The sequence below is a fragment of the Nocardiopsis sp. JB363 genome, assembly GCF_900143625.1.
Lineage (GTDB): Bacteria > Actinomycetota > Actinomycetes > Streptosporangiales > Streptosporangiaceae > Nocardiopsis.
The window spans coordinates 1-24,377 of sequence record NZ_FRFF01000063.1; the positions used below are offsets into that span (position 1 = coordinate 1).

Annotated in this window: 21 protein-coding genes; 5 read left to right on the forward strand and 16 right to left on the reverse strand. The window is 71.7% G+C overall.

The genetic code is table 11. The annotated features are described in order from the left end of the window. Positions 1 to 333: 333 nt before the first annotated feature. The 3 genes from BQ8420_RS09355 to BQ8420_RS09365 form a co-directional block, all read right to left on the reverse strand. Positions 334 to 756, reverse strand: a complete 423-nt coding sequence (locus BQ8420_RS09355; RefSeq protein WP_087097447.1) for a hypothetical protein — start codon at positions 754 to 756, stop codon at positions 334 to 336. Between the two features lie 110 nt (positions 757 to 866). After that, entirely contained in the window at positions 867 to 2,405 is a 1,539-nt protein-coding gene (locus tag BQ8420_RS09360; protein ID WP_200815868.1) for a UDP-N-acetylmuramoyl-L-alanyl-D-glutamate--2,6-diaminopimelate ligase, read from the reverse strand. Positions 2,406 to 2,498: 93 nt separating this feature from the next. Further along, positions 2,499 to 2,915 carry a DUF6069 family protein gene (locus BQ8420_RS09365; protein WP_087097448.1) on the reverse strand — a complete coding sequence of 139 codons (417 nt, stop codon included), beginning with the start codon at positions 2,913 to 2,915 and terminating at the stop codon, positions 2,499 to 2,501. A 128-nt stretch (positions 2,916 to 3,043) separates the two neighbouring features. Here BQ8420_RS09365 and BQ8420_RS09370 point away from each other — a divergent pair, with 128 nt between their 5' ends. Further along, positions 3,044 to 4,003 carry an AraC family transcriptional regulator gene (locus BQ8420_RS09370; RefSeq protein ID WP_087097449.1) on the forward strand — a complete coding sequence of 320 codons (960 nt, stop codon included), beginning with the start codon at positions 3,044 to 3,046 and terminating at the stop codon, positions 4,001 to 4,003. On the opposite strand, the gene BQ8420_RS09375 is transcribed toward BQ8420_RS09370, so the two are convergent. From BQ8420_RS09375 to BQ8420_RS09390, 4 genes are all read right to left on the reverse strand, one after another. Then, entirely contained in the window at positions 3,927 to 4,367 is a 441-nt protein-coding gene (locus tag BQ8420_RS09375; RefSeq protein ID WP_087097450.1) for a hypothetical protein, read from the reverse strand. The two genes, BQ8420_RS09370 and BQ8420_RS09375, sit on opposite strands and share 77 nt — an antisense overlap. 111 nt (positions 4,368 to 4,478) lie before the next feature. Then, positions 4,479 to 6,023, reverse strand: a complete 1,545-nt coding sequence (locus BQ8420_RS09380) for an alpha/beta hydrolase (RefSeq protein WP_235006018.1) — start codon at positions 6,021 to 6,023, stop codon at positions 4,479 to 4,481. Between the two features lie 151 nt (positions 6,024 to 6,174). Then, positions 6,175 to 8,262 (reverse strand): CRISPR-associated protein, encoded by a 2,088-nt coding sequence (locus BQ8420_RS09385; protein ID WP_087097502.1) that lies wholly within the window; start codon positions 8,260 to 8,262, stop codon positions 6,175 to 6,177. Between the two features lie 55 nt (positions 8,263 to 8,317). Then, positions 8,318 to 8,683, reverse strand: coding sequence for a hypothetical protein (locus BQ8420_RS09390; protein WP_087097452.1), 366 nt, complete (start codon positions 8,681 to 8,683; stop codon positions 8,318 to 8,320). Between the two features lie 331 nt (positions 8,684 to 9,014). On the opposite strand from BQ8420_RS09390, the gene BQ8420_RS09395 reads away from it, so the two are divergent. Next, the gene (locus tag BQ8420_RS09395) at positions 9,015 to 10,172 is read left to right on the forward strand and encodes a hypothetical protein (RefSeq protein ID WP_087097453.1); all 1,158 of its coding nucleotides are present in this window, start codon (positions 9,015 to 9,017) and stop codon (positions 10,170 to 10,172) included. A gap of 9 nt (positions 10,173 to 10,181) precedes the next feature. Here BQ8420_RS09395 and BQ8420_RS09400 read toward each other — a convergent pair whose 3' ends face one another. Genes BQ8420_RS09400 through BQ8420_RS09425 form a run of 6 tightly spaced genes read right to left on the reverse strand, consistent with a single transcriptional unit; the run spans position 10,182 to position 18,834 of the window. Continuing rightward, the gene (locus tag BQ8420_RS09400) at positions 10,182 to 12,353 is read right to left on the reverse strand and encodes a TIGR03986 family CRISPR-associated RAMP protein (protein WP_087097454.1); all 2,172 of its coding nucleotides are present in this window, start codon (positions 12,351 to 12,353) and stop codon (positions 10,182 to 10,184) included. After that, positions 12,353 to 13,066, reverse strand: a complete 714-nt coding sequence (locus tag BQ8420_RS09405; protein WP_087097455.1) for a hypothetical protein — start codon at positions 13,064 to 13,066, stop codon at positions 12,353 to 12,355. The genes BQ8420_RS09400 and BQ8420_RS09405 overlap by 1 nt, the downstream gene beginning before the upstream one ends. Next, entirely contained in the window at positions 13,063 to 14,640 is a 1,578-nt protein-coding gene (locus BQ8420_RS09410; protein WP_235006019.1) for an RAMP superfamily CRISPR-associated protein, read from the reverse strand. Before BQ8420_RS09410 ends, BQ8420_RS09405 begins: the two co-directional genes overlap by 4 nt. After that, positions 14,637 to 16,427 carry a type III-B CRISPR module-associated Cmr3 family protein gene (locus BQ8420_RS09415; RefSeq protein ID WP_087097457.1) on the reverse strand — a complete coding sequence of 597 codons (1,791 nt, stop codon included), beginning with the start codon at positions 16,425 to 16,427 and terminating at the stop codon, positions 14,637 to 14,639. The genes BQ8420_RS09410 and BQ8420_RS09415 overlap by 4 nt, the downstream gene beginning before the upstream one ends. Beyond that, positions 16,424 to 17,098, reverse strand: a complete 675-nt coding sequence (locus tag BQ8420_RS09420; protein WP_087097458.1) for a hypothetical protein — start codon at positions 17,096 to 17,098, stop codon at positions 16,424 to 16,426. The genes BQ8420_RS09415 and BQ8420_RS09420 overlap by 4 nt, the downstream gene beginning before the upstream one ends. Next, positions 17,095 to 18,834 carry a hypothetical protein gene (locus BQ8420_RS09425; RefSeq protein ID WP_087097459.1) on the reverse strand — a complete coding sequence of 580 codons (1,740 nt, stop codon included), beginning with the start codon at positions 18,832 to 18,834 and terminating at the stop codon, positions 17,095 to 17,097. Before BQ8420_RS09425 ends, BQ8420_RS09420 begins: the two co-directional genes overlap by 4 nt. Positions 18,835 to 19,083: 249 nt before the next feature. On the opposite strand from BQ8420_RS09425, the gene BQ8420_RS09430 reads away from it, so the two are divergent. Beyond that, the gene (locus tag BQ8420_RS09430; RefSeq protein WP_087097460.1) at positions 19,084 to 19,266 is read left to right on the forward strand and encodes a hypothetical protein; all 183 of its coding nucleotides are present in this window, start codon (positions 19,084 to 19,086) and stop codon (positions 19,264 to 19,266) included. A 107-nt stretch (positions 19,267 to 19,373) separates the two neighbouring features. Here the strand turns inward: BQ8420_RS09430 and cas6 are convergent, their stop codons facing one another. After that, on the reverse strand, positions 19,374 to 20,324 hold the full coding sequence (gene cas6, locus BQ8420_RS09435; protein ID WP_087097504.1) for a CRISPR system precrRNA processing endoribonuclease RAMP protein Cas6: 951 nt from the start codon (positions 20,322 to 20,324) through the stop codon (positions 19,374 to 19,376). 235 nt (positions 20,325 to 20,559) lie between these two features. On the opposite strand from cas6, the gene BQ8420_RS31840 reads away from it, so the two are divergent. After that, positions 20,560 to 21,513 carry a hypothetical protein gene (locus BQ8420_RS31840; protein WP_087097461.1) on the forward strand — a complete coding sequence of 318 codons (954 nt, stop codon included), beginning with the start codon at positions 20,560 to 20,562 and terminating at the stop codon, positions 21,511 to 21,513. A gap of 4 nt (positions 21,514 to 21,517) precedes the next feature. Here BQ8420_RS31840 and BQ8420_RS09445 read toward each other — a convergent pair whose 3' ends face one another. Both BQ8420_RS09445 and BQ8420_RS09450 read right to left on the reverse strand, forming a co-directional pair. Beyond that, a complete protein-coding gene (locus tag BQ8420_RS09445) occupies positions 21,518 to 23,236 on the reverse strand; it encodes a cation acetate symporter (protein WP_143847177.1) in 1,719 nt (572 codons plus the stop codon). Further along, positions 23,236 to 23,676: a DUF485 domain-containing protein gene (locus BQ8420_RS09450; protein ID WP_087097462.1), complete on the reverse strand. Its 441-nt coding sequence runs from the start codon at positions 23,674 to 23,676 to the stop codon at positions 23,236 to 23,238. The genes BQ8420_RS09445 and BQ8420_RS09450 overlap by 1 nt, the downstream gene beginning before the upstream one ends. Before the next feature lie 409 nt (positions 23,677 to 24,085). On the opposite strand from BQ8420_RS09450, the gene BQ8420_RS09455 reads away from it, so the two are divergent. Continuing rightward, the gene (locus tag BQ8420_RS09455) at positions 24,086 to 24,349 is read left to right on the forward strand and encodes a hypothetical protein (protein WP_087097463.1); all 264 of its coding nucleotides are present in this window, start codon (positions 24,086 to 24,088) and stop codon (positions 24,347 to 24,349) included. Positions 24,350 to 24,377: the final 28 nt, after the last annotated feature.

A 24,377-nucleotide genomic window follows, 5' to 3' on the forward strand; every position in this document is an offset into this window, starting at 1 on the left:
CCCCTTCCCCGATAGCCGCCAACCGCCGCCCGTGCCGTGCGGGTCAAGGTCACCCACCCCGCTGCCACAGCAACACAACATCGCCTTGACGCGTGCGGTGCGGGCGGCAACAATCACGCGGCGGGGAAGGAGGGAAACCCACCCCCACCGCGCCAGACCACCCCAGGGCTCTCGACCTCAGGCGCACCACCAACACACCCCACCCCGCCCAACAACCCCAAGGAACACGACCTCAGGCGCACCACCAACACACCTACAAAACGCCCCACAACCCCAAGGAACACAACCCAAGGCGCCCCACACACCCACCTCGCGCAGGGCGTGGAGAAACGGTCAGATCCGATATTCCGGATCCCGAACGTGGGGGAATTCCAGAACTCTCAATACCAGGGCCAAGCAAAATACCAGTACCCCGGCGAACGTCACCACCATTTCAGCCGGCGAAGCACCATCGGACCACCATTCGCCCACCACAGCGACAAGGACCAGGGCCGCGCACAGGAACATCGGCACGGTGGTCGCCAGATAGACGGTGAGTGTCGACACCCAGGCCACTCTCTCCTTCGGGTTCCGGGCACGGAAAAGAAAAGACGTGACGGGAAGTCCCAAGAGCAGGACCAGATGCGTGATGAACGAGAAGAGATAGGTGACAACACCGTCCCTCAGGTAGGTGGAGAGGGCGCTGACGGCCAACGGTAGAAGTACCGACCAGAGAAGGAGGACGAACCACCAGGAGGTGGCTTCGGGACGGCGCATGGGGGTCGCCTTCTGTTCAGGGATGCACCAGGGGGTCAGCGGAAACCGGTTCCCTTATATATCCGGGGGCACGTCTATATCCGGGGGGCACGTCAATGTGCGGGGGCACGTCAATGTGCGGCGACGAGTTCGTGGACGGTGGTCATGTCGTCGAAGGGCAGCATCTCGTCACCGACGATCTGGTAGCGCTCGCTGCCTTTGCCCGCGATCAGTACGACGTCGCCGGTCCGGGCCGTGGACAGGGCACGGGCGATGGCGGCCCGGCGGTCGGTGATCCGGGTGAACGGGGTCCCGGTCTCCTCGATGCCCGAGGCGACCTGGTCCATGATCGACTCCGGGTCCTCGTGGCGCGGGTTGTCCGAGGTGAGCACGCAGTGGTCGGAGTAGGTGCCCGCGATCCGACCCATCTCGGCTCGCTTGGTGGTGTCGCGGTCCCCGCCGCAGCCGAAGACGGTGAACACCCGACCGGAGGCGAAGCCGCGGATCGTGTCCAGGACCTTGTCCAGGGAGTCCGGCGAGTGGGCGTAGTCGACGATCACCGAGATGCCCAGCGGGGCCGCGAAGTGCTCGAAGCGACCCGGGATCTGGGGCATTCGCTCCAGCGCCGCCACCAGTCCGGAGAGCTCGTGCCCCTGGATGTGGCAGGCGGCCAGCGCGGCGAGCGCGTTGGACACCGAGAAACGCCCCGGGGTCGGGATCGCGGCCGGGTACTTGCGACCCTCGTGCCGGAGGACGAAGCGGGCGCCCGAGGCGTCGACCACCAGGTCGGTCGCCTGGTAGTCCGCCGGTCCCTCGACGGAGTAGGACACCGTGGCCCCCGGCATCATCGCCTGGATGGTGGCGCCCACCGGGTCGTCCACGTTGATCACGGCCTGACGGCACAAGCCCTGGAACAGCCGTAGCTTGGCGTCCCGGTAGTTCTCCATGGTCCCGTGGTCGTCCAGGTGGTCCTGGGTCAGGTTGGTGAAGATCCCGACGTCGATGTGGGCGCCGTCCACCCGGCGCTGAAGCAGCCCCATGGACGTCGCTTCCAGCACGACGCTCCGGGCGCCCCTGGCCCGCATGCGGGCCAGTAGGTACTGAAGGTCCGGGGCCTCCGGGGTGCTGAGCAGGGTCCGGGGCATCGGAATCGGGTCACCGCCGGTCCGGGCCCCGGAGGTACCGATGACCCCGACTCGGGCACCGGCGGCGATCCGCAGCAGGGACTCGTACATGGACGACACCGAGGTCTTGCCGTTGGTGCCGGTGACCGCGACGACGTCCATGTCCCGACCGGGTTCGCCGTGGTGGCGCGCGGACACGAGGTCCGCGGCGATCCGGGTGTCCGCGACCCGGACCACGCAGGCCCCGGGTGGTGTTTCCTCGGCGAGGGTGAGGGGTTCCTGCACGAGGACGGCGACGGCACCCCTGGCGAAGGCGGTGGCGATGCCCTCCGGACCGCCTTCGGGGTGCCGTGGGAGCGCGAGGTAGAGCGAACCCGGAGCCACTCGATCGATGTCGACGCTGGGCGCCGCGGTGATGGGGATGTCGGGGTCCCCGTGGATGACCTGGTGGGCATGGCCGTTGAGCAATGCGCTCAGTTGCAGGGGGTGTCCCTTCGAAGGCGGCGCGACCGCGGATGCGATCGACAGCCGGTATGTCCGAAGCATACGCCCCTGTCCTCATCGACCCACGTATCGGCACCGACTCCTTACGGAACGTGGAGGAGGGAACGGTGTCGCCCTCATGATTCGGACAGCGGACTAGTCTCCGGCGGTGCGCCAGAAGACCGGGATGACGATGGCGGCGACCACCAGGTGGGACAGCTCCAGGACGATGGCGGTGGCGGTCGAGGCGCTCACGGCCAGGGGCGGCAGGAACATCAGCACGGTGATGAGCACCGCGACGATGGTCCACACCAGGCGACCACGGTCGGCACCCAGGACACGTTGGACGAGTAGCAGCGCGGCCCAGCCCAGGAGGGCGAAACCGGCGCTGAAGATCGCGAAGGCCGGCCAGTCGATCGGGGCGGGTTCCTGGCCGGGGGACGTGACCACCATGTCCGCTCCGATCAGGGGCCCGGCCAGGGCCACGAGGGCGTTGACGACGGCCACGGCCACCACGGCGACGAGGCGGGGACGCCAGGTGGATCGGGCGGTGCGGGTCTTGGTGACGGTCATGGGACTTCCTCGCTTCGGGTCGGTTCCTTCATGACCGTACGGACCCGGAAAGAGACTTCCTATGCGTGATCGGCTCCGATGTATACGCGATCGTCCATGTTGGCCATCATGCTGGATACGCTGGCGGCATGGATGTACTCAGCGACGTCATCTCGACCATGCGTACCGGTCGGCCACGGTCGGCGCGGATCGAGTGGTACGCGCCCTGGGGCATGCGGTTCCCGGAAGTACCCGGCGGCAAGTTCCTCGTGGTGTTGCAGGGGGCGTGCTGGGCGCTGGTGGAGGGCCGCGAACCACTTCAGCTGGGCGCCGGCGACGTCCTCTTCCTGCCCCGGGGCGCCGAGCACGCGTTGGTGAGCGATCCCCAGGCGCCCGTCGAGGGGTTGGACCGCGTGAAGTCCCTACGGGAGCAGGGCGGGGTGGCCGAGGCCGTGGCGGGCGAGGTGCGGGGCGAACCCACCTGTGTGACGGTCGGTGGTTCCTACTTCGCCGGGGTGACGCGTCCCCACCCGCTCCTGGCCCAGTTGCCGTCGGTGGTGCACCTGCCGTCTCGGGTGGGGGAACGCTCCGAGCTGCCGCTGGCGGTGGGCCTGCTCGGCAGGGAACTGGGGTCGGGGCGTCCGGGCGGGGACACGGTGATCCCGCACCTGTTGGACATGCTGGTGGTCTACATCCTGCGGACCCACCTGGAGCAGGAACGTGCGTCGGGTGCGGGGGCCGGGTGCGGTTTCGCGGGCGCCATGCGCGACCCCGGGGTGCACGAGGCGATCCAGGCGGTGCACCGCGACCCGTCGCGCCCCTGGACCGTGGCGGAACTGGGTGGGCGCGCCGGGCTGTCGCGGGCCGCGTTCTCCCGACGCTTCACCGCCCTGGTGGGGCAGTCGCCGCTGGCCTACGTGACCTGGTGGCGGTTGACCACCGCGGCCCGGCTGTTGAACGAGGAGGACGCGCCGGTCGGCTCGATCGCGACGAGGGTCGGGTACTCCTCGCAGTTCGCGTTCGCCAACGCGTTCAAGCGGGAGTTCGGTGTGTCCCCGGGCCGCTATCGGGAGGGGACGCGGTCCGAGCGGTTCGATGGCTCAGGGTGAGCGTGGTGAACAGGACCGCGCACGGCAGCGCGTAGGGCCCCGGGCCGAGGAAGTAGGTGGCCGGGTCCGCGCCCGATGCCAGGGACGCGAACCCGAGCAGGGTGAGCGCACCGGTCGAGACCGCGGCCGTCCCACCGACCCAGAGCGGCCAACGTCCCCGGTCACGCCGGGTGTCGGCCAGGGCCGGCGCCGCGGCGGAGAAGGCCAGGGCGACCAGGACCGGGACGAACACCCAGACCAGGTGACCGAGGGTGGGTTCCTGCGCGCCGGTGAGTACGGGCCCGCCGGTGATGGCGAGGTGCGCCGCGCCCAGGACCACCCCGGATCCGGCCGCGGCCCACCCCACCCATCGTCGTGCGCCCATGATCTTCTCCCTCTCCGTTCGGTGCCTCGTGAACGAGTCTGCCGAAGACGGAGCGCCGTCACCTCCCCCGGGCGGGGGAGATCGTTCGTCCGATGGGGTGAGGTGCGTCGGTCAGAGCACGCTCGGGCAGGTGGTGTCCCGGCCCGGGAGCCCACCGCCCAGCAGGTAGTTCTCCACGGCCTCGTCCACACAGGCGCGGCCGGCCCCGTAGGCGGTGTGGCCGCCGCCCTCGTAGGTGAGCAGGCCTGCGGAACCGAGCTGTTCGGTCAGTTCCCGCGCCCACGTGTAGGGGGTGGCCGGGTCGCCCACGGTGCCCACGACCAGGATCGGTGGGGCCATCGGGGCGCTCAGCGCGGTGGGCGTCACCTCGGTGTCCGGCCAGGTGGCGCAGGGCAGCATCCGCCAGACCTCCGATCCGCCGAAGAGCGGGGAGGCGTCCTCGGCCTCGCGGGCGCCTTGAAGGTAGTCGGCGGTGTCGGTGGGTCGGGGGTGGTCGGCGCAGCGCACCGCGATGTGGGCGGCCTCGTCCGCGCCGGGGGGTTCCTCGGTCGCGTCGTCGCTCAGGCTCGACAGGTAGTCGGTGACGAACCCGTCGCGTTCGTCGGCGGCCAGACCTGCGAGCAGCAGCGCGGCGCCCGGCCACAGCTGTTCGGTGTGCAGCGTGCCGCGCAGCAGGTCCAGGAGGTCGTACCTGTCCAGTTCACGACCGTCGATACGCAACGGCTCGGTGTCGAGGCCGTCCAGGAGGGTCTCCAACTCCTCGGATGCGGTCTCCATACCGGTGAACGGGCATTCCGGGGCGGTGTCCAGGCAATAGGCGACGAAGGCCTCCCACGAGGTCTGCAGGCCCGCGGTCTGTTCGACGGTGTCGGTGATCACGTCGCCGTCGATCGTCACCGCACCGTCCAGGACCAGCGCGCCGGAGCGTTCGGGGTACATCTCTGCGTAGTGGGCGCCGATGGAGGTTCCGTAGGAGTAGCCGACGTAGCGCAGCCGATCGTCGCCCAGGGCGTCGCGCACCAGGTCGAGGTCGCGGGCGACGTTCACGGTGCCCATGTTGAAGAGGAAGTCCTCGCCCACGGCGTCGACGCAACCGGTGGTGAAGTCGTGGGCGATCCTCTCCAATTTGCGCAGGGCGCGTTCGGGCAGGTCGTCGGGGTCGATGCCGCGGATTTGGGCCAGGAGTCCGTCCAGGTCGGCGTGGCCTCGGCAGGTGAAACCGCCGCTGTCGCCGACGCCTCGGGGGTCGAAGGAGACCAGGTCGAAGTTCTCGCGCACCCCGCGGCCCAGGGGCAGGGCGCCGGCGCGGAAGGTGTCGATCCCGGAGACCCCGGGGCCACCGAAGTCGAACACGAGCGAGCCCCGGCTCGCGCCTCGGGCGGGTTGGCGGATCAGGGCCAGTTCGAGGAGTTCGCCCTCGGGGTCGCCGTGGTCGACGGGGACGGTGATGGTGCCGCACTCCAGGCGGGCCCGCCAGTCGGGGTCGCCCTCGATCGGTCCGGCCTCGGCGAGTTCGTCCTGGTCCAGGCAGGGTTCCCAGTCGATGTGCTGTCCGTGGAAGGGGTGGGGCCCGTCCTTGACGTCGGCGAACGGTGCTCCGGGGGTGAGCGCCAGGATCGTCGCCAGCACTCCGGCACCGAACAGTCGCCGTCTCACCCGCACTCGCACACCGGACCTCACTCCGAGTAGTCGACCCCTCACCCCTACATACTCGGAGCGAGCGCGTCGCCACGCGTGGTGAACATGCCGTGACCAGGGTCAACAGTCCGTTCCGAGGTGTTTTACCTGCCGGGTGATGGCGCGACGTTCAGAGGAGGCTGACGTCGGTGTCCGACAACGCCGGTGGCGCCTGCGGATCGACCTCCACCACCAGAGGTCGACTGGGGTCGCCGAACCGGATCCCTTGGGTATCGGCCCCTTCGGAGATGCCCTCCGCGATCCAGTCCACCAGTTCACCGGCCCGGGTCACGTCCCGGCCGGGGCGGGTCAGCGCCAGCAGGGTGCCCGCCACGTCACAGCGCACGCTCAGGTGCGTGGTCGCGGCGAACACGCTCTGCGCCCACCCGCCCGGGCTCACCTCACGACGCGGCCCGTCGGGGGTGCGGCGCCGGCGCCAGGCGGGGGCGGCCAGTCCCACCGCCCGATCGTCGAAGGCCAACACCAGGGTGGGCCGCTCCCGCGCGGTGAGGAAGGCCGTGTCGTCGGCAAGAGAGGGGTCCCACCACACCCGGCAGGGTCCCGAAGCGGCCGTGGAGAGCCTTCGCGCGACCAGGTCCAGCAGTTCCACCTCGACCTCGTCGAGCACCGGACCGTCGACCACCTCGGCCAGGTCCGACGCCAGCGGTTCGTAGCCGCTCAGCACCAACGACCAGTCCGGGCCGGCGCGACCGCGCAGACGGCGCCGACCATGGCGCAGGCACACCACGGCCCGGTCGCGGGCCAGTTGGTAGGTGGCGCAGGCCCCACCGTTGAGGGCCGCTTTGGTCAGGCCCAGACTCATCGCCTTGGTTCCGGTGGTGAAGTCCACGACCACGGGGCGTTCCCCGTCGCGTTCGCGGTCGATCCACTCCCCCGCCACCGCCGCGACCGCCTCGGGGTCGAACCCGTCGACCGGGTCCGCGGCCAGGCGTACCCGGTCGCGGTACCCCTCGGCGCGCAGGGTGTCGGCGTCGGGGGCGGGCAGGCCCGGGCGTTCGACCGCGTACAGGGTGCGGGCGGCGGCCTCTCGCACGTTGGCGCGCAGGCTCTGCCGGGAGGGCAGTACAAGCGTGCGGGAGGGCCGGTGGGCGTGCAGCGCGGTCAGGGCGCCCAGGCGGCTGCCGCCCAGAGGGGTGACGAGGAGGGGGCCCTGTTCCGGTTCCGGGTGGTGGGGCGGCCCGGCGGCCGGGGCCAGGGGCACGGGCGTCGCCGGTGAGGTCCCGTGGCCGGTGTCCAGGGCCGGCAGGAAGGCCTTGCACAGGGCGTCGAAGGAGGTCACCCGTTCCCAGAACGCTTTGGCGTGCCACACGTGCACGTTGCGGGCGGACAGGGCCGGGTTGTAGGCGGTGATGCGTTCGCGCAGGTCGTCCACGACCGGGCCGGTGTAGACGAACAGGGCCTGGGTGGCCCCGCCGAACACGCGCCGTGACTTGGCGACCGTCCAGCCGGCCCGGGCGACCACGTCCTCGGCTCGGCTCTTGACCTCCACGCACAGGACTCGGTGGCGGTGGCGCAGCAGGGCGTCGAAGTCGGCGATGGAACCACCGGGTCGGTAGGGGTCGACCACGCGGCGGGCGCCCAGGACCTCGGTGTCGGGCCGGCCACCGGTGAGTCGGCGCAGGTGGGACAGGACTCGTCCCTCGGCGATGACGCCGTTGAGTTCGCCCGTGGGCAGGCGTGGATAGGCCCGGCGCAGGGCGTCCTCTCCACCGCCGAGGTAGCGACGCACCGGCGCCGGGTCGCGACGTTCCTCCCAGTGGGCTCCGTGGATCCCGGCCAAGGTGGCCAGGTCCACCCCGAGCGCTCCGGGCGGGTCGCGGTGGGGGTCGAGGTAGTGGCGTAGGCGATGCGCCTCGGGTGGGAGGGAGCGTTCGTGGTGCAGGGCCGCGGCCACGCTCATGACCTTGGTGCCGCCGGTGTAGTCCAGGTGCCAGGGGCGCCCGGCGAGGGCCTCGCGCACCCGGTCCAGGAGCGCGGTGACCGCGTCGGGGTCGTGCGGGTCGGGGCCGACGCTGAGGACGCGTACGGCACGGTTCTCACGCAGGCGTTCCACCGCCACGGCGACCCGGCGCGCCACCGCCACGGTGCCGTCGCTACAGACCAGGAACAGGTGGTCGACGGGAAGGGTCAGCGAGGCCAGCAACGCGGGAGTGGGGTTCTGTCCTACGAGGACGACGGCTGCGGAGGGTTCGTCCACGTTGTCCTTTCCCACAGAAGTGGGTCCCACAGTACTCATTGCGGAACGGCCGGCTTCAGGCGACCGTTCCCACCACTTCTCTCTCCCTCGCGGGTTCGGACATGATGACGAAAGAACGGCAAGCGGTGACCACCCCCTTGCTGTCGCGCACCAGGTCGGAGGGGACCAGGAGGTCGCAGCGCTCGGGGTGGGCGGAACTGACCACGGACGAGACGATGTACCAGACCCCCTCCTCGGGGTCGGGGAGGTTGGCGGCGCGGGTGCGCGCCTCGGACAGGAGGGGGATCCCGTCGATCTCGTGTAGCGGTTTCCGGTCGGTCTCGACCCTGGCGGGCCGGGGCGCGCTCTTCCAGGTGCGGATCACTCGCGCCTGTGCGTCGACCACCCGTACCTCATGCGGCGTCAGGTTGATCACCCTCATCCGTCGGACCTCCCGTTTCCTCTTGCCGACGTGCCTGTTCCAAGGTCCTCACCGCAGTCTCTCGGACACATGCGCGTGGGACCGACCGGCACTCCCCCGTGTTCTTTCTGTGACGGCTGTTTCCTCATGACCGATTTCTAGAATAAGAATATGATTCGTCTCTTTAGAGGCGATCGTCGACAATTGACTTTCCTCCCACGGAAGCCCTAGTTTGTTGTACGACCTCCCGTTCACTCAGGAGTGTCATCCGCTCGCTCTCGACTCGCGCACACGTTTCCCCGGAAGGGCTGGGGAAGCGTCCCGGCCCTGGACGATCCGGGGAGAAGAGTTCGTGAGCAAGCACCGTTGCTCCGCCTGGGAGTTGTACGGGTCGACGACCTTCCTGCGCGTGTTCACCCGCGTGCTGGGGTGCGGCCCCTGCTCCACAGACGGAACCGCTCAGGGCTGCGCCGGCCACACCGAGCAGTTCTGGGACTACATCGACCTGTGCGTCGAGCACTGCCCGTGCCCCGAGCACGGCGGCGACCCGCACGGGGTGATCGCCGTGCGCATGGCCCGCGCGCTGCCCTCCGTCACGGGGGTGGACCGCACCGCCGCGCACCGGCTGCGCGACGCCCTGGACGACGTGCGCCGCGACCGTTCCTACAAGAACCTGCGCCGGGTGTACCCGAGCCCCGCACCCAACGGCAAGGAACGCAGCGCCTTCTCCGAACGCCCCCGCCGGTGGGCCCAACGCCGGGACGTGTCCCGGGTCGCCACCGACGTGGTCGAGCAGGAGGCCCTGGCCATGCTGGTGCTGACCGCCGGGCGGGGCAACCCGGCCGCCGATCTGCCCGAGGACATCTGCCCCGGCGAGTCCGTCTCCTTCACCGAGGACGGCAGCGCCGTGCCCGTGGCCGACCTGTACGGACGCCGCTCGGGCACCGTGTGCGAACCGCCCATGGTCTCCACCGCCACCGGCGACTACCTGCTGCGCAAGATGGCCGAGCTCGCCTCCGGCCGGGACGCCGACCCCGCCCGCACCCCCGACCAGCGCCGCCGTCTCCTGCTCCGTGGGTTCCTCCCCGAACTCACCGGCGAGGACCTGGCCCGTCGGCTCACCGATGTCCTGTCCCGGATGGCCACGCTCATGCCCACCCACTTCACCTTGGTGCAGCAGGCCCGGGGACGCGCGCGCAGCGCCCCCTACAACCCGGTCCCGGAACCGTCACCGGCGGGCGAGGACGCACCCAGGCGGGAGGTCCTGGCCGACCACGAACGCCGGTGGCTGGCCTGGCTGGGGCGGGAACTGGCCGCTGAGGCCCACGGCCATCGGGCGGCCTTCGACGCCGACCCGCGGGGCACGCTCGAAGCCCTGCTGGGCCGATTGTCCAAGACCGGACCCACCGTCCCCGAACGGTGGCGCGAGGCCCAAGACGACCCGGAGCTGAGAGCCGACCTGCTGGACGCGCTGACCGAGACGATCATCACCGGCGACCGACCGGGGTGAACCGGCCGGTCAGGGATCCGGCGAGCGGAACCGGTCCACCAGCGGGGGCAGGATCGGGTATTCGGCGAAGTGGCGCAGCGACATGACCGCGGTCTCCTCCGGGGGCAGCCGGTGCCGCCATCGGGTGGCCAGGCACACGTCGACCGTCTGGTCCACCTCGCGCCAACGCCGCGGCTCCGCCGGCCCGGGAAGCCGGTGGCCGACCAGGGCGACCGAGAAGGCGTCCAGGAACGACCGGACCCGCGCGTGGTCGGCGCGCACCACCCCGGCGTCGGGACGCAGGGACAGGTCCGCGGCGCGGGCGCCCCGGTCCACCAGGTACAGCTCGGGTAGCAGGTGGACGCTGCCCATCCCCAGCGACTTGCCCATCCCCACCTTGTGGGCGTGCTCGGGGTCGGCCGGGTCACCGCCGTCCTCCGGGTTGTCCAGCAGCAGCGCCCGCATCAGTGCGCCGAGTTCGGCGTCGGTGAGGTTGGTGAAGGTGATCCGGGACCGCAGCGCCAGCCCTTCGCGCAGCGGCACGATGTCGCGTTGGGTCTCGCGCGGTCGCGGAGCGGACCCGTCGGCGGGCAGGACCTCCAGGTCGAGTTCCTGCTCGGCGCGTTCGTCGTAGGGGTACGGGCCGCCGGTGGGCCGGTGCCGGTGCAGGTAGACCTTGTAACCGCCCAGACGCACGTCCCCCTCGTGCGACCAGGTGACGATGTCGGGTCGGTCGCCCGACGCGGCGTCGGGTCCCTGCACCAGGTAGTTGGCGAAACAGCCGCGTTGCGGGGACAGCAGTCGCACCCGCAGCACCGTCCCCTCGGGGTGGTCGGGGTCGGTCAGGTCGGCGTCGGTGTCCTCGGCGACGGCGTTGCCGAACGCGACCCGGCCCTTGAGCGCCCCGGCCTCCCCGGCGAACACGTCGGTGTCACCGAACATCGCGCGGCACACGTCGACGAGGCGGCCGGCCCGGCCGGCGCGGTCGGGGTCTCCGTGTTGGGGCCCCAGCACGGGCTCCGGGACCGCCCGGCGGACGGGTTCCTCGTCGCCCACGGCGATGCGGTAGCCGCCCGAACGTCCGAAGGAGACCACCCGGCCGGACACGTCCACGTCGAACCAGACCGGTTCCAGGCTCTGTCGAGGCAGTCCACCGCCCGGGGTCCCCGCCACCGGTGGCCGGGCCGGATCACCGCCGCCCGCCGAAAGGGTGTCGGGGAAGGCGGCCCGCTGGTAACCGGTGATCTGTTCGGCCGACTCGAACAGGTCCACCAGGGGCTCCGGGACCGGGTGACGGTTCTTTCGCAGATCCGGCGGGCGGGGGAACAGATAGGCGTTGCGGCGCTCCCCCGCCGCCACCCCGGTCAGTACCAGTAGCGCCCGGATCACCCCGCCCCCGTCGGTGCGGGCCACCGGGTGGGCACGGGCCTCCTTCTCGGTGGGGGCGACGGCGACCACACCGTTCCGGCGGTGGACGGCGTGCACCCAGCGGTGCTGCAACCGGCCGTGCTGTTCGTGGGACGTGGGTACGTACCCGGCGCCGTGCGGCGGGTCGGGGAACTTCTCCACACCGAAGTCCCACGTGGCCACACTCTCGCGCAGCACGGGGAAGGGAACCTTGAGCGCCTTCCCCGGCGAGGATTCCAACGCGGTCGCCGGGAGCTCCACGACGTACCAGCCTTCGTCCTCCGGTGATCGGTACATGAATCCCTGCGCGGTGCGCAGCCCGGCGCGACGTTCGCGGTAGTGGGCGTGCCTACGGGCCATCACGTGGCGGGCCCGGGTCGAGAGGGAGCTGTCGGCCTTGTCGGGGTCGATGCGCACCGGCGCCCGGAAGAACAGCATGGGGGTGTTGACCGGCCCCGTCTCCCCGCCGGTGAGTACCCGGACGGTGTGGCGGACCAGGCCGCGCAGGGTCGTGCCGGGCACGGTCGGCAGCGCGCGGTCGCCGTCCGGAAGACGGACCGAGCGGGCCACCCCTTCGCCGCGTCGGGTCTGTCCGACGAACGTGGGGGTCAGCGTGGTCAGGGTCAGGTCGATCCATCCGGTGTGGGTGCCCGGGACGGTGCGGTCGTGCGAGCGCAGGAGGGCGTCGGTGTCGTGGTCCGGGTGCAGGGCCGTGGCGGGTACGGGGCCGTCCGCCAGGCGGACCAGCCCGTAGGGCGCCGTGGCGCGGTGGGCGACGTCTCGGGGGTCCACCATCAGTGCTCCTCGATCCGGTCCCCGGTGCCGACCTCGAACTCCGGACCGGTGGGTTTGGTTCCGGCGTACATCCCGGTGAGTCGGTGGAAGGCCACCCCTACCGCACCGGTGGCGGGGTCGGCCGCCCAGTATTCCCGGACGGTCAGCCAGGTCCCGGTGCTCTCCAAGGCGCTGCGTCCCGGCTCCGACAGGGGGCGCAGTCGGCCGGAGAAGTCGGTCCAGGGCACGGGGAGGACCGCTTCGGTACCCGAGGGTTCCCGGGTGACCGTCATCGGCACCTCCCCTCCCAGGCTGTTCCGGTATTCGTCACCGACCCACCCCTGGAGCAGGAAGGAACGATCGCGGGGGCGCAGCCACTCGGGGTGGTCCCCGGTGGCGTCGGTGGCGATCCATCCGGACCCGGCGCCCTCGCCCAGGCGGATCTGGGCGTGCGCGGCGAAGACCAGGACCTCCAGGATCCGCCATCGGTCGGCGACATCGCCGTCCGAGCGCCGCCAGCGGCCCCGAGGGCAGGCTCCGGTGACGCGTCCGTCGCCGAGTTCGGCCAAGAGCCACTGGGGGCCGGGAGGGGCGCCGTCCAGGGCCCGGTCCAGCTCACGACAGCGCACACCGTGGCCGAACACGTCCGTCAGTACGGTGTCGATCCGTTCCGGGGCGAGCCGGTCGACGTCGATCCCCACCGGGTCCGGTGGTTCGTGGGCGTGGACGTTCATGGGGGTCCCTCCTCGGTGAGTCGGGTGTGCAGGGCGCGCAGCCGGCCTCGGACGATCCCACCCTCGTGACCGTCGGGGTCGTCGAGGGCCGCCATCAGGTCCACGGTGTCCGTCCCGTCCCCGGGCCGACCATGGGTGACCAGGGTCGCGCGGGTGACGGTGAGTCGACCGTTGCCCCCTCCGGCCCCGGCTCCGAGGGTGTCGAGGGGAACGGTGGACAATTCCCGGACCACCAGCGCGAACAGACCGAGCACGGCGTCATCGGGTTCTGGCACGTCCAGGACGACCTCGGCGCCGCCCCCGCAGTGCACGTCGGTGGTGAACAGGCGGCCGTCCACGGCGTCGCCGAACAGCGCGTCCACGGTCATGCGCGTGGTGGTCAGCGGCGCCCCTCCGGTGAGGGTGGGTGTGGCCCGCAGACGGATCCGGGAGGGCCTGGGCGCGCCCTGTTCCGCGGGGTCGGCTCCCCACCAGTGGCCGTGCCATCGGCGCCACCGCTCCGCCGGTGCGCCGAGGTGTTCGGCGGCGTCCCGGACCAGGCGGCCACCGATCCGTTTGAACAGGGCGAACAGGGCCGTGTCCCCGAGCACCGGTGCCCGGCGCACCTTCCCGTCGTCGGTGACCGTGGGCCGCCACCGGTGGGCGCGGTCGACCTCGGCGAGCCGGTCGGCCTCGGGCACGTCGCCGATCATGAGCAGCCCGGGACGCAACGACCCCGAACCGAGGGGATCGGCGCGTTCGGCCACGCGCATTTCCAGACGTAGTTCGGCCCGGTGCCGGGGGTCGGGGCCGGCCGAGCGGTCCCGCACGTGCGCCGCGACCGCCGCGCGGCCGTTCCCGCGCAACCGGGTGTCGAGGAGTTCGGTGAGACCGCGTGGGGGGTCGGTGAGCGCCTCGGTGCCGTGGCTCGACCTTTCGTCCCACGTGCGGGCGTGGAAGTCGAACCACCCGCCCGGATCGGTGAGGTCGTGCCGGCGGGCCGCCCAGTGGGTGGCGCGGATCGCGCCGTACCCGCGACCGGTGCGCCCACCGATCCGGATACCGGGCCCCTCCCCCTCCAGGCCTCGGGTGGCCAGGACCAGCAGGGTGAGCAGGCGGGCCTCGTCGACCGGATCGGGCACCCGTAGGCGCAGATGGCAGGTGAACTCCGTTCCGGCGGGCAGGACCTCCCACTGCCACATGCGTCCGGGGTGCACGGTCCCGGTGGTCGGGTCGACGCGGGTGCCGACCCGAACCGTCACGGAGGTGTCGTCGGGCAGGACGGCGTGGGCGTCGTCGAGGTCCAGCGCGCTGGGCACGGGGGCCGCCTCCGCCGTCGCGAACCCCGAACTTCCGTCGTCGATGCCGAACAGCGAGGTCACGGCCGTCTGGTCGGTGCGGGCCAGCAGTTCGTGGCGCAGCAGTCCGGCCAGGGTGGTGGCGCGGAGTCGGGGCAGACCGCTGCGCGGGTCACGGTCCAGGGCCAGATCCACGTCGCTCTCGGCGGCGTGCCGGGGCGTGGCCCGGGCCGCGCCCACGTGGGCGTCGCCGAGCAGGAGCAGACGGGTGGTGAACTCCCACACCAGGTGGTTCACCGTGTGCCACCTCCGTCGGGGGTGGCGCGCAGGACCCGCGCCGCCTCCGCCATCCAGGAGGAGACCAGCAGCAGGCACAGCCGTGGCGCGACCTGGCGTTCCCATTCCTCGGCCCGGGGGGACAGTCCGTTGTCGCGTGCGAGGTCGGGCAGGCCGTCGGGGCGGGCCAGGTCGACGGCGGCCAGGGCGCGAGGGTAGGCGGAGTCGGGCGCGTCGCCGGGGCGATGGGATCGCCACCACGACACGGCCGTCTCGCCGCCGGCGAGTTCGCTCAGCCACCGGTGGACGGTGATCCGTCCACCCCGGCCCGGGCGCTTGAGGTGGGCTCGTTCCAGGGTACGCACCGCACGCTCGCGCAGGACCTTGTGCGCGCCCTGCCCGGAGTCCCCGGTCAGGGTGGTGTGCAGGGCGGTCAGCGCCTCGTCGGGGGTGCGGTGCGGGTGGGCGACCACCTCGCGCAGCCGACCCAGCAGGCTGGGGGTGAGCGGGGCGAGGGTGGCGGTGGAGGCCCGGGCCAGGGCGCGGGCGTGGTCGCGGACCGGTTGCGCGGCGGCGTTCCACAGCAGCGCGTCGTACAGGACGGCCAGGTGCGGGTCGGCGGCCGGGTCCAGCGGTCCCGGCTCGGGCAGGGCCCTGCCGTCGGTCAGGGTCACGGTCCCCGGTCGGCGGGCGGGCGCCGGCGTCGAGGGCGGCACCAACGGTTCGGGATCGCCCGGCGGCGGATCCAGGAGGACGAACTGGCCGTACCCGTCCACCGCCCGTTCGCCCAGCGTGTACGCCTCCAGGTCGCGGACCTGCGCGGTGGTGAGTTCCGTGGCCGTTCGCAGCCGCACCACCGAACCCGCGGCGGCGGCCCTGCGCTCGATCATCGGGCCCCGATAGGCGCGGTGGTAGGCGCCCACGAGCACGGGTTCGACGTGCGCGGCCACCACCTCGGGGCGGACGCGGGGCAGGCGCCGTTCCCAGAGTTCGCGCACGGCGGGCACCAGGGCGTGCGGTCGGTGCTGCCCCTGGGCGCCCACCACCATCGCGGGCGAGAGCAGCAGCAGGTCGACCTCCTGGCCGGCGGCACGGGAGCGATCCGGGCGGGGCCACGCCACCCGGTCCGGGGACAGGGGACGCTCGGGGTCCACCGGTCCCACGTCCACCCCGCCGTGCGCGCGGGTGCCCCCCGCGCCCAGGGTGAGCGCGCCGCGGGCCGACTCCAGCACCCCGAGGATCCGTTCGGCCAGTGCGCGCAGGAACGCGTGGTCGGGACCGCTCAGTCGCCAGCGGGCCTCGAAGACCTGGCCGGGGTCCAGGCTCGTGGTGAAGAAGGGCACCCCGCGTCCGCTCTCCCCGGTCCGGGATCGGCCCAGATAACGCTCGGCGGTGGTGCGCACCATCGCGCGCAACGACCGGTCCGGGGTCAGGGGGTCGCGGACGGCACGGTAGGGCAGGTTCGGGTCGTCGGTGGCCCCGGCGAAGGCGTCCACGAGGGTGTCGCCGTCCTTGCCCGGGGTGTACAGGTACGTGGGCGATGGGTGGGCGACCACCTGGACACCGGGCCGCGCGTGCTGTTCGAGCCGTGGGTGGGCGGGTGAGAAGTGGACGTGTTCGCCGCGCGCCACCCACGCGGTCAGCTCCTCCCGGAGGCCGGCGCGGGTCAGCGCCGCGGCGAGCATGCCCCGTTGGGCGCGACCGCTCAGCACCGGGTCGGTGTGCAGCGGGTCGAAGGAGGTGCGCACGGCGACCGAGTCGGTGAGGACGTACCGCAGCGGCAGGTAGGCGACGACCGGGTGGTTCATGGCCCGGGCCCCTCTCCGGGGCCCGGGGCCCCGGCCAATCGGAGGGTGGTGGCGTGCGGGTCGGGGTCCCGCGGCGTGGACAACCGCACGTCGACCCGGCCACGCCCCCGGGTGGCCTTGAGTCCGATCTGGTCGGTGGCCAGGCACGCCATGGCCAGGCAGCGCCAGTCGTCCGCCACCGGTGGCGTGGACCAGGTCAGGTCGGACACCAGGGTCAGCCCCGGGAGCAGGACCCGGTTGGTGCGCAGCCGCCCCGGCTCGGGGGCGCCGTCGGGGCCGATCTCCACCCCCGACTCCAGGGTGGTGTAGGCGCCGGTGACGGCACGTCGCAGGGTGGAACGCAGGGGTTCGGAGCGGCCGGCCAGAGCGTGGGCGACCGCGGCGCGCACGGGGTCGCCGGTGACCGCGTGGCCCACCCGCAGGATCCGGTCCGGGCCGTGCGAGCGTCCGCGACCGAAGACCCGCTCCACCGCCTCGCCCAGTTCGGCGGCGACGGTGAGCGCGTCGAGCGCCCCGACCCGAAGCCGTGCCGCCAACCGGTGGCGGGGCAGGTGAGGCAGGCCGTGCCCGTCGGTGACCACGTCGGTGTCGGCGCCCGTACCGTCGGCGCTGGCACCGACGAACAGGGCCGGGGAGACCAGACGCACCACGATTCGGTCCGGTGCGCTCACGAGCCCTCACCCCCCGGATCCAGGTACAGGTCCATCACGTCGACGGCGTCCAGCAGTTCACCGGTGGTCCACCCCTGCGGCAGGGCGACGGGGCGCCCGGTCACCCGGGCACGGCGGGCCAGTTCGGGGGCGGGATCGACCCCCGACTCCAGGAGGGGGACCAGCGAGGACACCAGCCAACCACGTCTGCGGGTGTCACCGTCCACGAGCGGTCCGCCGTCACGGCCACCGAGGTAGCGGTCGAGGAATCGGGTGAAGTCGGTGCCGCTCATCGGTCGGGCGGTGCGCGGCGGGGTCGCCCGTCGGGCGTCCTCCATCCGGCGCAGGACCCGTTCGACCCCGTCGAAACGGGTCGTCCAGGCGACCGTGTGGTCCTCCGCGGCCACGGGATCGTGTTCGGCGCGGGCCACCCGGTGCGTCTTGGCGATCCGGCACATCGCCTCGCACAGGTCGTATCCCAGCGACAGGGGAGCGCCCACCGGCTGCATCGCGACACCGACACCGACCGTGGGCACGAAGGTGGTGTGCCCACGTTCCGGGACCCGACGACCTCCGACTCCGTACGCGGCGGCCAGGGTCCGGTGCAGGGCCACCCGCGGATCGTCGACGTCCTCGATCAGGTCGGGGTCGGTGTCCAGCCAACGCAGGGCGTACCGCACCATGGCCAGGGCCAGGCGGGCGTCGCACAGGACCGTGAGGTCGTCGCCCGCGACCACGATCGGCCGCACCGGCAACCGGACCGGGCCTCCGGGTTCGTGGTCGAGGGTGATGGGGCCCCCGCTCCCGGTCCCCGGCACGTGGGGCGTCTCCCCGGGGGCGGCGCGCACCATGGCGGCCACCGCCCGCACCATCGCGCGGGCCAACCCCCCGGTGAGTCCGGCGATACGGGTGGACAACCCCCGCTGGGCCAGCGCGCCCGATCCCGGCCGGTCGGGATCGCCGGCCCGTTCCCGGTACTCGCCCAGGATCGCGCCCAGCCCGTTGACGTCGAGGTGCATCACGGCGACCCGGCTCACGCCCCCGTGGTCGCGGCCGAGACGGTCCACCTCCATGGGCAGCGCCAGTTCCGGGGAGCCGGTGGCGGTGACCGCGTCCGCCAGCCAGGCGTCGCCGTGCGCCCGGTGCCAGCGGCGGCCGATGCCGCGGGCCCTGGCCACGTCGGCGGACACCCGTTCGTGTGCCCGGGTGTGGTTCGAACGGCTGCTGTCGACGGACTCCGCCGGCGCCCCGCTCACCGAGCACACCGCGGTGATCCCGTACCCGTGCGCCGGGGCGTGCAGCGCCGACATGTGCCGTCGGGCCCGGCGTAGACGCACCGGCAACATCGTCAGCGCGGAGTCCAGGTCGGGCTCGGCGCCCTCTCCGTCCACCCGCGGCGCCCCGGGCCCGTAGGGGACGAACGCCACGACCGGGGTGAGGTCGCCGGCGCGGTCACGGAGCCTTCGCGTGTAGCGGGCGGTGAAGGTACGGGCGGTGTCCACGTCCGACAGGACCACGGTGAGCGCCCCACCGGCGTCGCGCAGGACCAGGCAGCCCTCGGGCACCAGGTCGGCCACCCCGTGGCGAAGGTCGGAGGTGTCGGTGAGTTCGGCGACGAGCGCGGCCCGGCCGACCGCGTCCAGGATCCGGCGTCCGCTGTAGACGTAGGCCTGGATGCCCCGCAGGTCCACACCGACGAGGACCCCGCGGGTGGGGGCCTCGGTCGGTGGCTCTCGGTGGGCGGGGGCAGGGGGCACCGTGGCGGACTCCTTATGCGTGGATGTCACGAGGCCGACGTGTCCTTCGAGGGTTCCTCTCGGACGGCGACGCCGACCTCACCACCGATACCAGGAGTCACGCCGCAGCGGCACCCCGCCGGCCCCTTCCGGTCACCCGTGAACGGCGGACTGTCCGAGAGACGTCGTTGAGGACGCGTCGATGCCCCACCGTCTTTCCCGGGTACCGCCTTCGCACGTGCACCTCCCCACCTTCGAGAAAGGCCGCCGATGCCGATCCCGCACCCACACGAACCACTCGGACTGTCCGAGCGGGAGCGCCCCTCCGCCACCAAGCTCTCCGGCCCCCCTCCGACACCGCAGGACCTCGTTCCGCACTTGCGCGATCTGGCCCGCGCCCTGCGAGAACAAGGGGCCGAGCACGGTCCGGCCCCGCACACACGGCGGGTGTGAGGCGCGGGAGGAAGAGGTCGGCTCCCACCCCGTCCACCGGGTGGGAGCCGACACTTCCACACCGGCCCCCGCCCTCCGTCCTAGGGCGGGAACCGGCGGTCTGGGGGTCAGTCGAACAGGGCGCCGCCGAACTCCTCCGCCTCGGCCACCGCATGGTCGCGGTTGCCGCCCACGTGACGAGGCCGGGCACGACGGACCGGGTGCGCGGCGTGACCGTCTCGGGGAGCGGGTACCTCCACGGCCGGGCGTCCGCCGCCGACACTGTCGACCCGGACCGCGCCGAAACCCTGGGCGGTGTACTTGCCGACCCCGGTGAGTTCGATCAGTTCCAACAGGGTGGAGAAGGTGTCGACGGGGCGACGCGCCCCGGCGGTGGAGTCCAGGCGCAGCCCGCCCAACCAGCCCAGCACGTTGCGCTTCTCCGCGTGGTGGTGTTCGGTCAGGCGCACGTCCTCCCCCGGCAGCGGGGAGCGGCGTATCTGGGTCAGGTCGACCAGGGCGCGTTCCAACCAGGACGCGGCCAGGGTCGGTGGGGCGAAGCGGGCCACCGCGCCCACCGCGCCGCTGCCGCCGACGATCCCGCCGCCGGACCGGTGCACCGCGCCGAAGAGCCGCCGGGGATTGGGCCAGATGTGCGGGACGCGTTCGCCGGTGGTGTCGCGGGTGGTGGTCACCACGGGGGTCATGGCGCGGATCTCGGCCGCGCGAGCCGAGAAGTGGCCGTATCCCTCGGTGAGCATCTCCGCGTAGGTGCGCTCGAAGGTCCGGGTGACCGACAGCGGCTCCAGCAGGTGGTCGCCGATGCGTTGGGGGACCCCGACCAGTTCCGCGGGGTCCAGGGGCGCGGGATCCTCGTCGTCCAACCAGGTGAGGGTCCAGTGGTGCAGACGGTTCCCCAGGGGCAGGGGCCAGCCGTTCATCGCCCAGCGCTTGGCCGCGGTGTGCTCTCGATCGGGCTGGGGCCACCAGTGGTTGAGCAACCCATGGCAGTCCTCCGGACGGATCGGACGTGCCGTGTCGGCCCGATCCTTGAGGATCACGGTCCACCGTCTGGGCACCGACTCCACCCCCTCCATGATCGTGACGGCGGTCGCCCCGCCGTCCTCGGCTCACCGGGAACTCCTCTCGGACAGTCCCGGGGCGAACGTTCCCCTCGTGGTCTCCATGGTGCCGGTTCGGTGTACCATCCGGCACTCGTTCCCCACCCGTGTCCGGTCGTCGCTTGTCCACCGTCGCCCCAGGAGACCACAATGAGCGGGCCCGTACCGATCCACCAGCCGAAGCGGAGGGGACATGCCCCGCCTGAGCCACACCCTGGACCTGGACGCGTTGGAGCGCGAGGACGTCACCGGTTCGCTCGACGAGGTGCACCGGGTGTTGCGCGACGCCCGGTTCGACGACGAGGGGCACCTGCTGATCCCCGACGAGGCGGAACAGGAACGCCTGGAGCGGCGCGCCGAAGAGCTCGGGGTGATCGATCCCGAGCAGACGCGGGAACGCAGGAAACGCGAGGCGGACCTGCCGGACGTGGAGCACTCGCTGCGGCTGCTGTCGGGCGAACACCTGACCCCGGGCGCCCACTACCTGTTCAGCAGCCTGGGCGAGGACGGCGAACCGGACTTCCCCGACGAGGCCGAGGGGTGGGTGGGCACCGACCTGACCGTCGACTCCTGGGACGCGGAGGGACGGTGCGCGGTCGACTTCGCCATGCGCGAGGACCCCGCGGTCACCGGCTTCGACGACCCGGTGACGACCGGCACCGTGGTGCACGACCGGGCCGCCCGGACCCTGTCCGTCCACGGCCGGATGCGGTTCCCCGCGCCGATGAGCATGGTCGGTAAGAATTCCTCCCTGCTCCAGGTGGAGGTGTCGTTCCACGTCGACCTACCCGGCTGGTACGCGGCGCTGTCGGGCGAACCGGGCGCGGCGGCCCCCGCCCGGTTCGAGGTGAGGCATCCCTTGGTGCGCGCCGTCGGCGAGGCGCTGCCCTCCCCCGCCCCGGACGGTCGGTGGTCGGTGGCCACCTCCCTTGAGGTGCGGGGTCGCGGCCCGGCCCGACCGTTGGTGGCGGTCGCGGCCTGGGCCATGCTGCGGTCGATGCGCCGGTCCGAGGAGATGTCGGTGGAGCAGTGGGTGGCCGAGGTGGAGCGTTCCTGGGCGGAGACGGCGCGGGCCCTGCCCGCCCTGCCGGAGCTGTTGGAGGAGGTCGCCGAGGCGATGGCCCGGGCCCGCCACCGCCTACCCTGAACCGTCAGTCGCGCTCGGCGCCCCAACCGGTGAGGGAACGCACCCGGAGTTCGGTGTAGCGGGCGTTGTTGTGCTCGGAGGAGAGCAGACTGCCGATGATGGCGCAGGCGAACCCGAGGGGAACGGCGACCAGGGCCGGGTTCTCCATGGGGAAGTACTGGATGTCGATCCAGGCCGGCAGCATCGACAGGTTCTCGCCCGTGACCGGGTCGGTCTTGCCCGACATCACCGGGGAGAACAGCATCAGCAGCAGGGTGGCCGACAGCCCGCCGTAGATGCCCCACTCCACGCCGTTGGTGTTGAAGCGGCGCCAGAACATGGTGAGGACGATGACGGGCAGGTTGGCCGCGGCGGCGATCGCGAAGGCCAACCCCACCAGGAACGCGACGTTCTGTTCCTGGGCCTGGACCGCCAGGACGATGGAGATCCCGCCGATCAGGCAGGCGGAGAAGCGGGCCACGCTCACCTCCTGGGACTCGCGCGGGCGCCCCCACATGAGGATGTGGCCGAACAGATCGTGCGCGATGGAGGACGAGGAGGCCAGGGTCAGGCTGGCGATGACCGCGAGGATGGTGGCCAGGGCGACCGCGGAGATGAGCGCGAGCAGCACGGCGGCGCCCACCGGACCGGCCGTGAGCCGTCCCAGTTCCTCGGCGAGCATCGGCACCGCGGAGTTGCCCGAGGGGTCCAGGGCCATGATGCGCTCCGAGCCCACCAGGGCGGCGGCACCGAACCCCATGGCCAGGGTCATCAGGTAGAACGCGCCGACCATCACGATGGTGCGGTTGACCGAGGAGCGCGCCGAGCGGCCGTCGGGCACCGTGTAGAAGCGGATGAGGATGTGCGGCAGGGCGACGGTGCCCAGTACCAGGGCCAACCCGAGGCTGATCAGGTCCATCTTGTTGAAGAAGGTCTGCGCCCGCTCGCCGGGCACCTCCACCCCGAAGCCCAACCCGGGTTCGAGGAAGGCCTGCCCGTGGCCGCTGGCCTCGGCCGCCCCGGACAGCAGGGCACGCGGGTCGAAGGAGAACAGGGCCAGCACCATGACGGTCAACAGGCCGGTGGCCGACAGCAGCACGACGGCCTTGATGATCTGAAGCCAGGTGGCCGCCTTCATCCCGCCGTACATGACGTAGACGATCATCAGCACGCCCACCAGGACGATCGCGCCGGTGCGGGTCTGGCCGGCGCTCATTCCGAGGAAGGTGCCACCGTCGTGCAGGCCGAGCAGGACCGCGACCAGGGCTCCGGCGCCGACCATCTGGGCCACCAGGTAGAACACGCACACCGTGACGGTGGAGACCGTGCAGGCCAGGCGCACGCGCATCCGGCGCATCCGGAAGGCGGGCAGGTCGGCCATGGTGAAGCGGCCGGTGTTGCGCATCAGCTGAGCCATGGGCAGGACCAGCAGCCAGGCGACGAGGAATCCGATGGAGTACAGGAACCCGTCGTATCCCTGGAGCGAGATCATCCCGGCGATGCCCAGGAAGGAGGCCGCCGACAGGTAGTCGCCGGTGAGGGCGAGTCCGTTCTGGGTGCTGGAGAAACCGCGGCCACCGGCGTAGAAGTCGACGGCGCCCTTGGTGGTGCTCCGGGCCCGGATGGTGATGACCAGGGTGGTGAGGACGAACACCGCGCACAGGCCGATGGTCCAGGCGTGGGCGGCGCTGAGTTGTCCGCCGAGGACACTGCTCAGGTCGTATGTGTGATCGAGGGTTCCCATCAGTTCATCACCCGTCCGTCGATCCCGTCCTCGACACGTGCGTGGTCGCGGATCTCCTCGGCCAGCGGATCGATGGCACGGGCGGAGAAACGGCCGAAGGCCCAGGCGAGAACGAAGGTGAGCAGGAACTGCCCTATTCCCAGGATCAGCGCGACATTGATCGAATCGAAGATCTGCACGCGCATGAAATCGCGCGCGTAGGCGGAAAGGAACAGATAGGCCATGTACCCGCCCAGGAAGGTGGTGACCAAAAGCGTGAACTGGAGGGCGAACCGCCGCCGTAGTTTCACGAAACGCGGGTCGACGGAGACGCGTTCGCAGGTGTGCGCCATGTCGGCCTCGGCGCGTGCACGGGCCCGAGCCGACCTCCCACCGGGCCGATCACCCCCGCCCTCGGGCTCGGTACGCCTTCTGGACGTGCCTTCCATGTACTCGACCACGACTCGTCCCCCAACGATCTCTGCGCGGTTTCCGGGCACCGCTCCCCCGCGGCGTCTCCCCTTTCGGAACGGTTCGGCCGTCGCTGCGTCGATGCGCGCGGTTCACCGTGCACCGTTCCGATCGAGGATCACCCTAACGAGGGGTGGACTCCCGTGTTCACCAAATGCACAAATCGGTTGGCGCGAATAGCGCGATGGATCACAGCCCCGAGGGTCGTCCGCCGGAGAAGCAGGTCACCCGGGACGTGCGGGTCGCCGTGCGGCGCGGAGACCCCTCTGTCTTCGCTAGGCTTCGGGACGACCCCGAACCCATGACGGCGAACCGGATGAATCCCGGTCTCGTCGTTCGTACATGTGTATGATTAAGGGGTCCACACTGTTCACGCGAAACCGAAGGGAAATCCCCGCCGTGGTCACCGAGGTCTTCACGCGCAAGTACTGCGATCCCCACGCCGTTCGCGAGGAGAAGGTCGAGGCGACTGAGGTCATCCAGTTCGCCTGGGAAGGCGCCGTCCGCGAGGTCGACGCCTGCGAGGAGTGCTTCAAGGAGCACGAGTCTCGCTATGAGCCCTTGGTCGACTACTCCCGTCCGGTGAAGAAGCGCCGCGTCAAGAAGGCCGCTTCGGCCGAGAAGTCCGAGGCCGAGAGCGCCGACGCCGGCGACGACGAGTAGCACGCTCCCACGCCGTGAAACGGGGGCC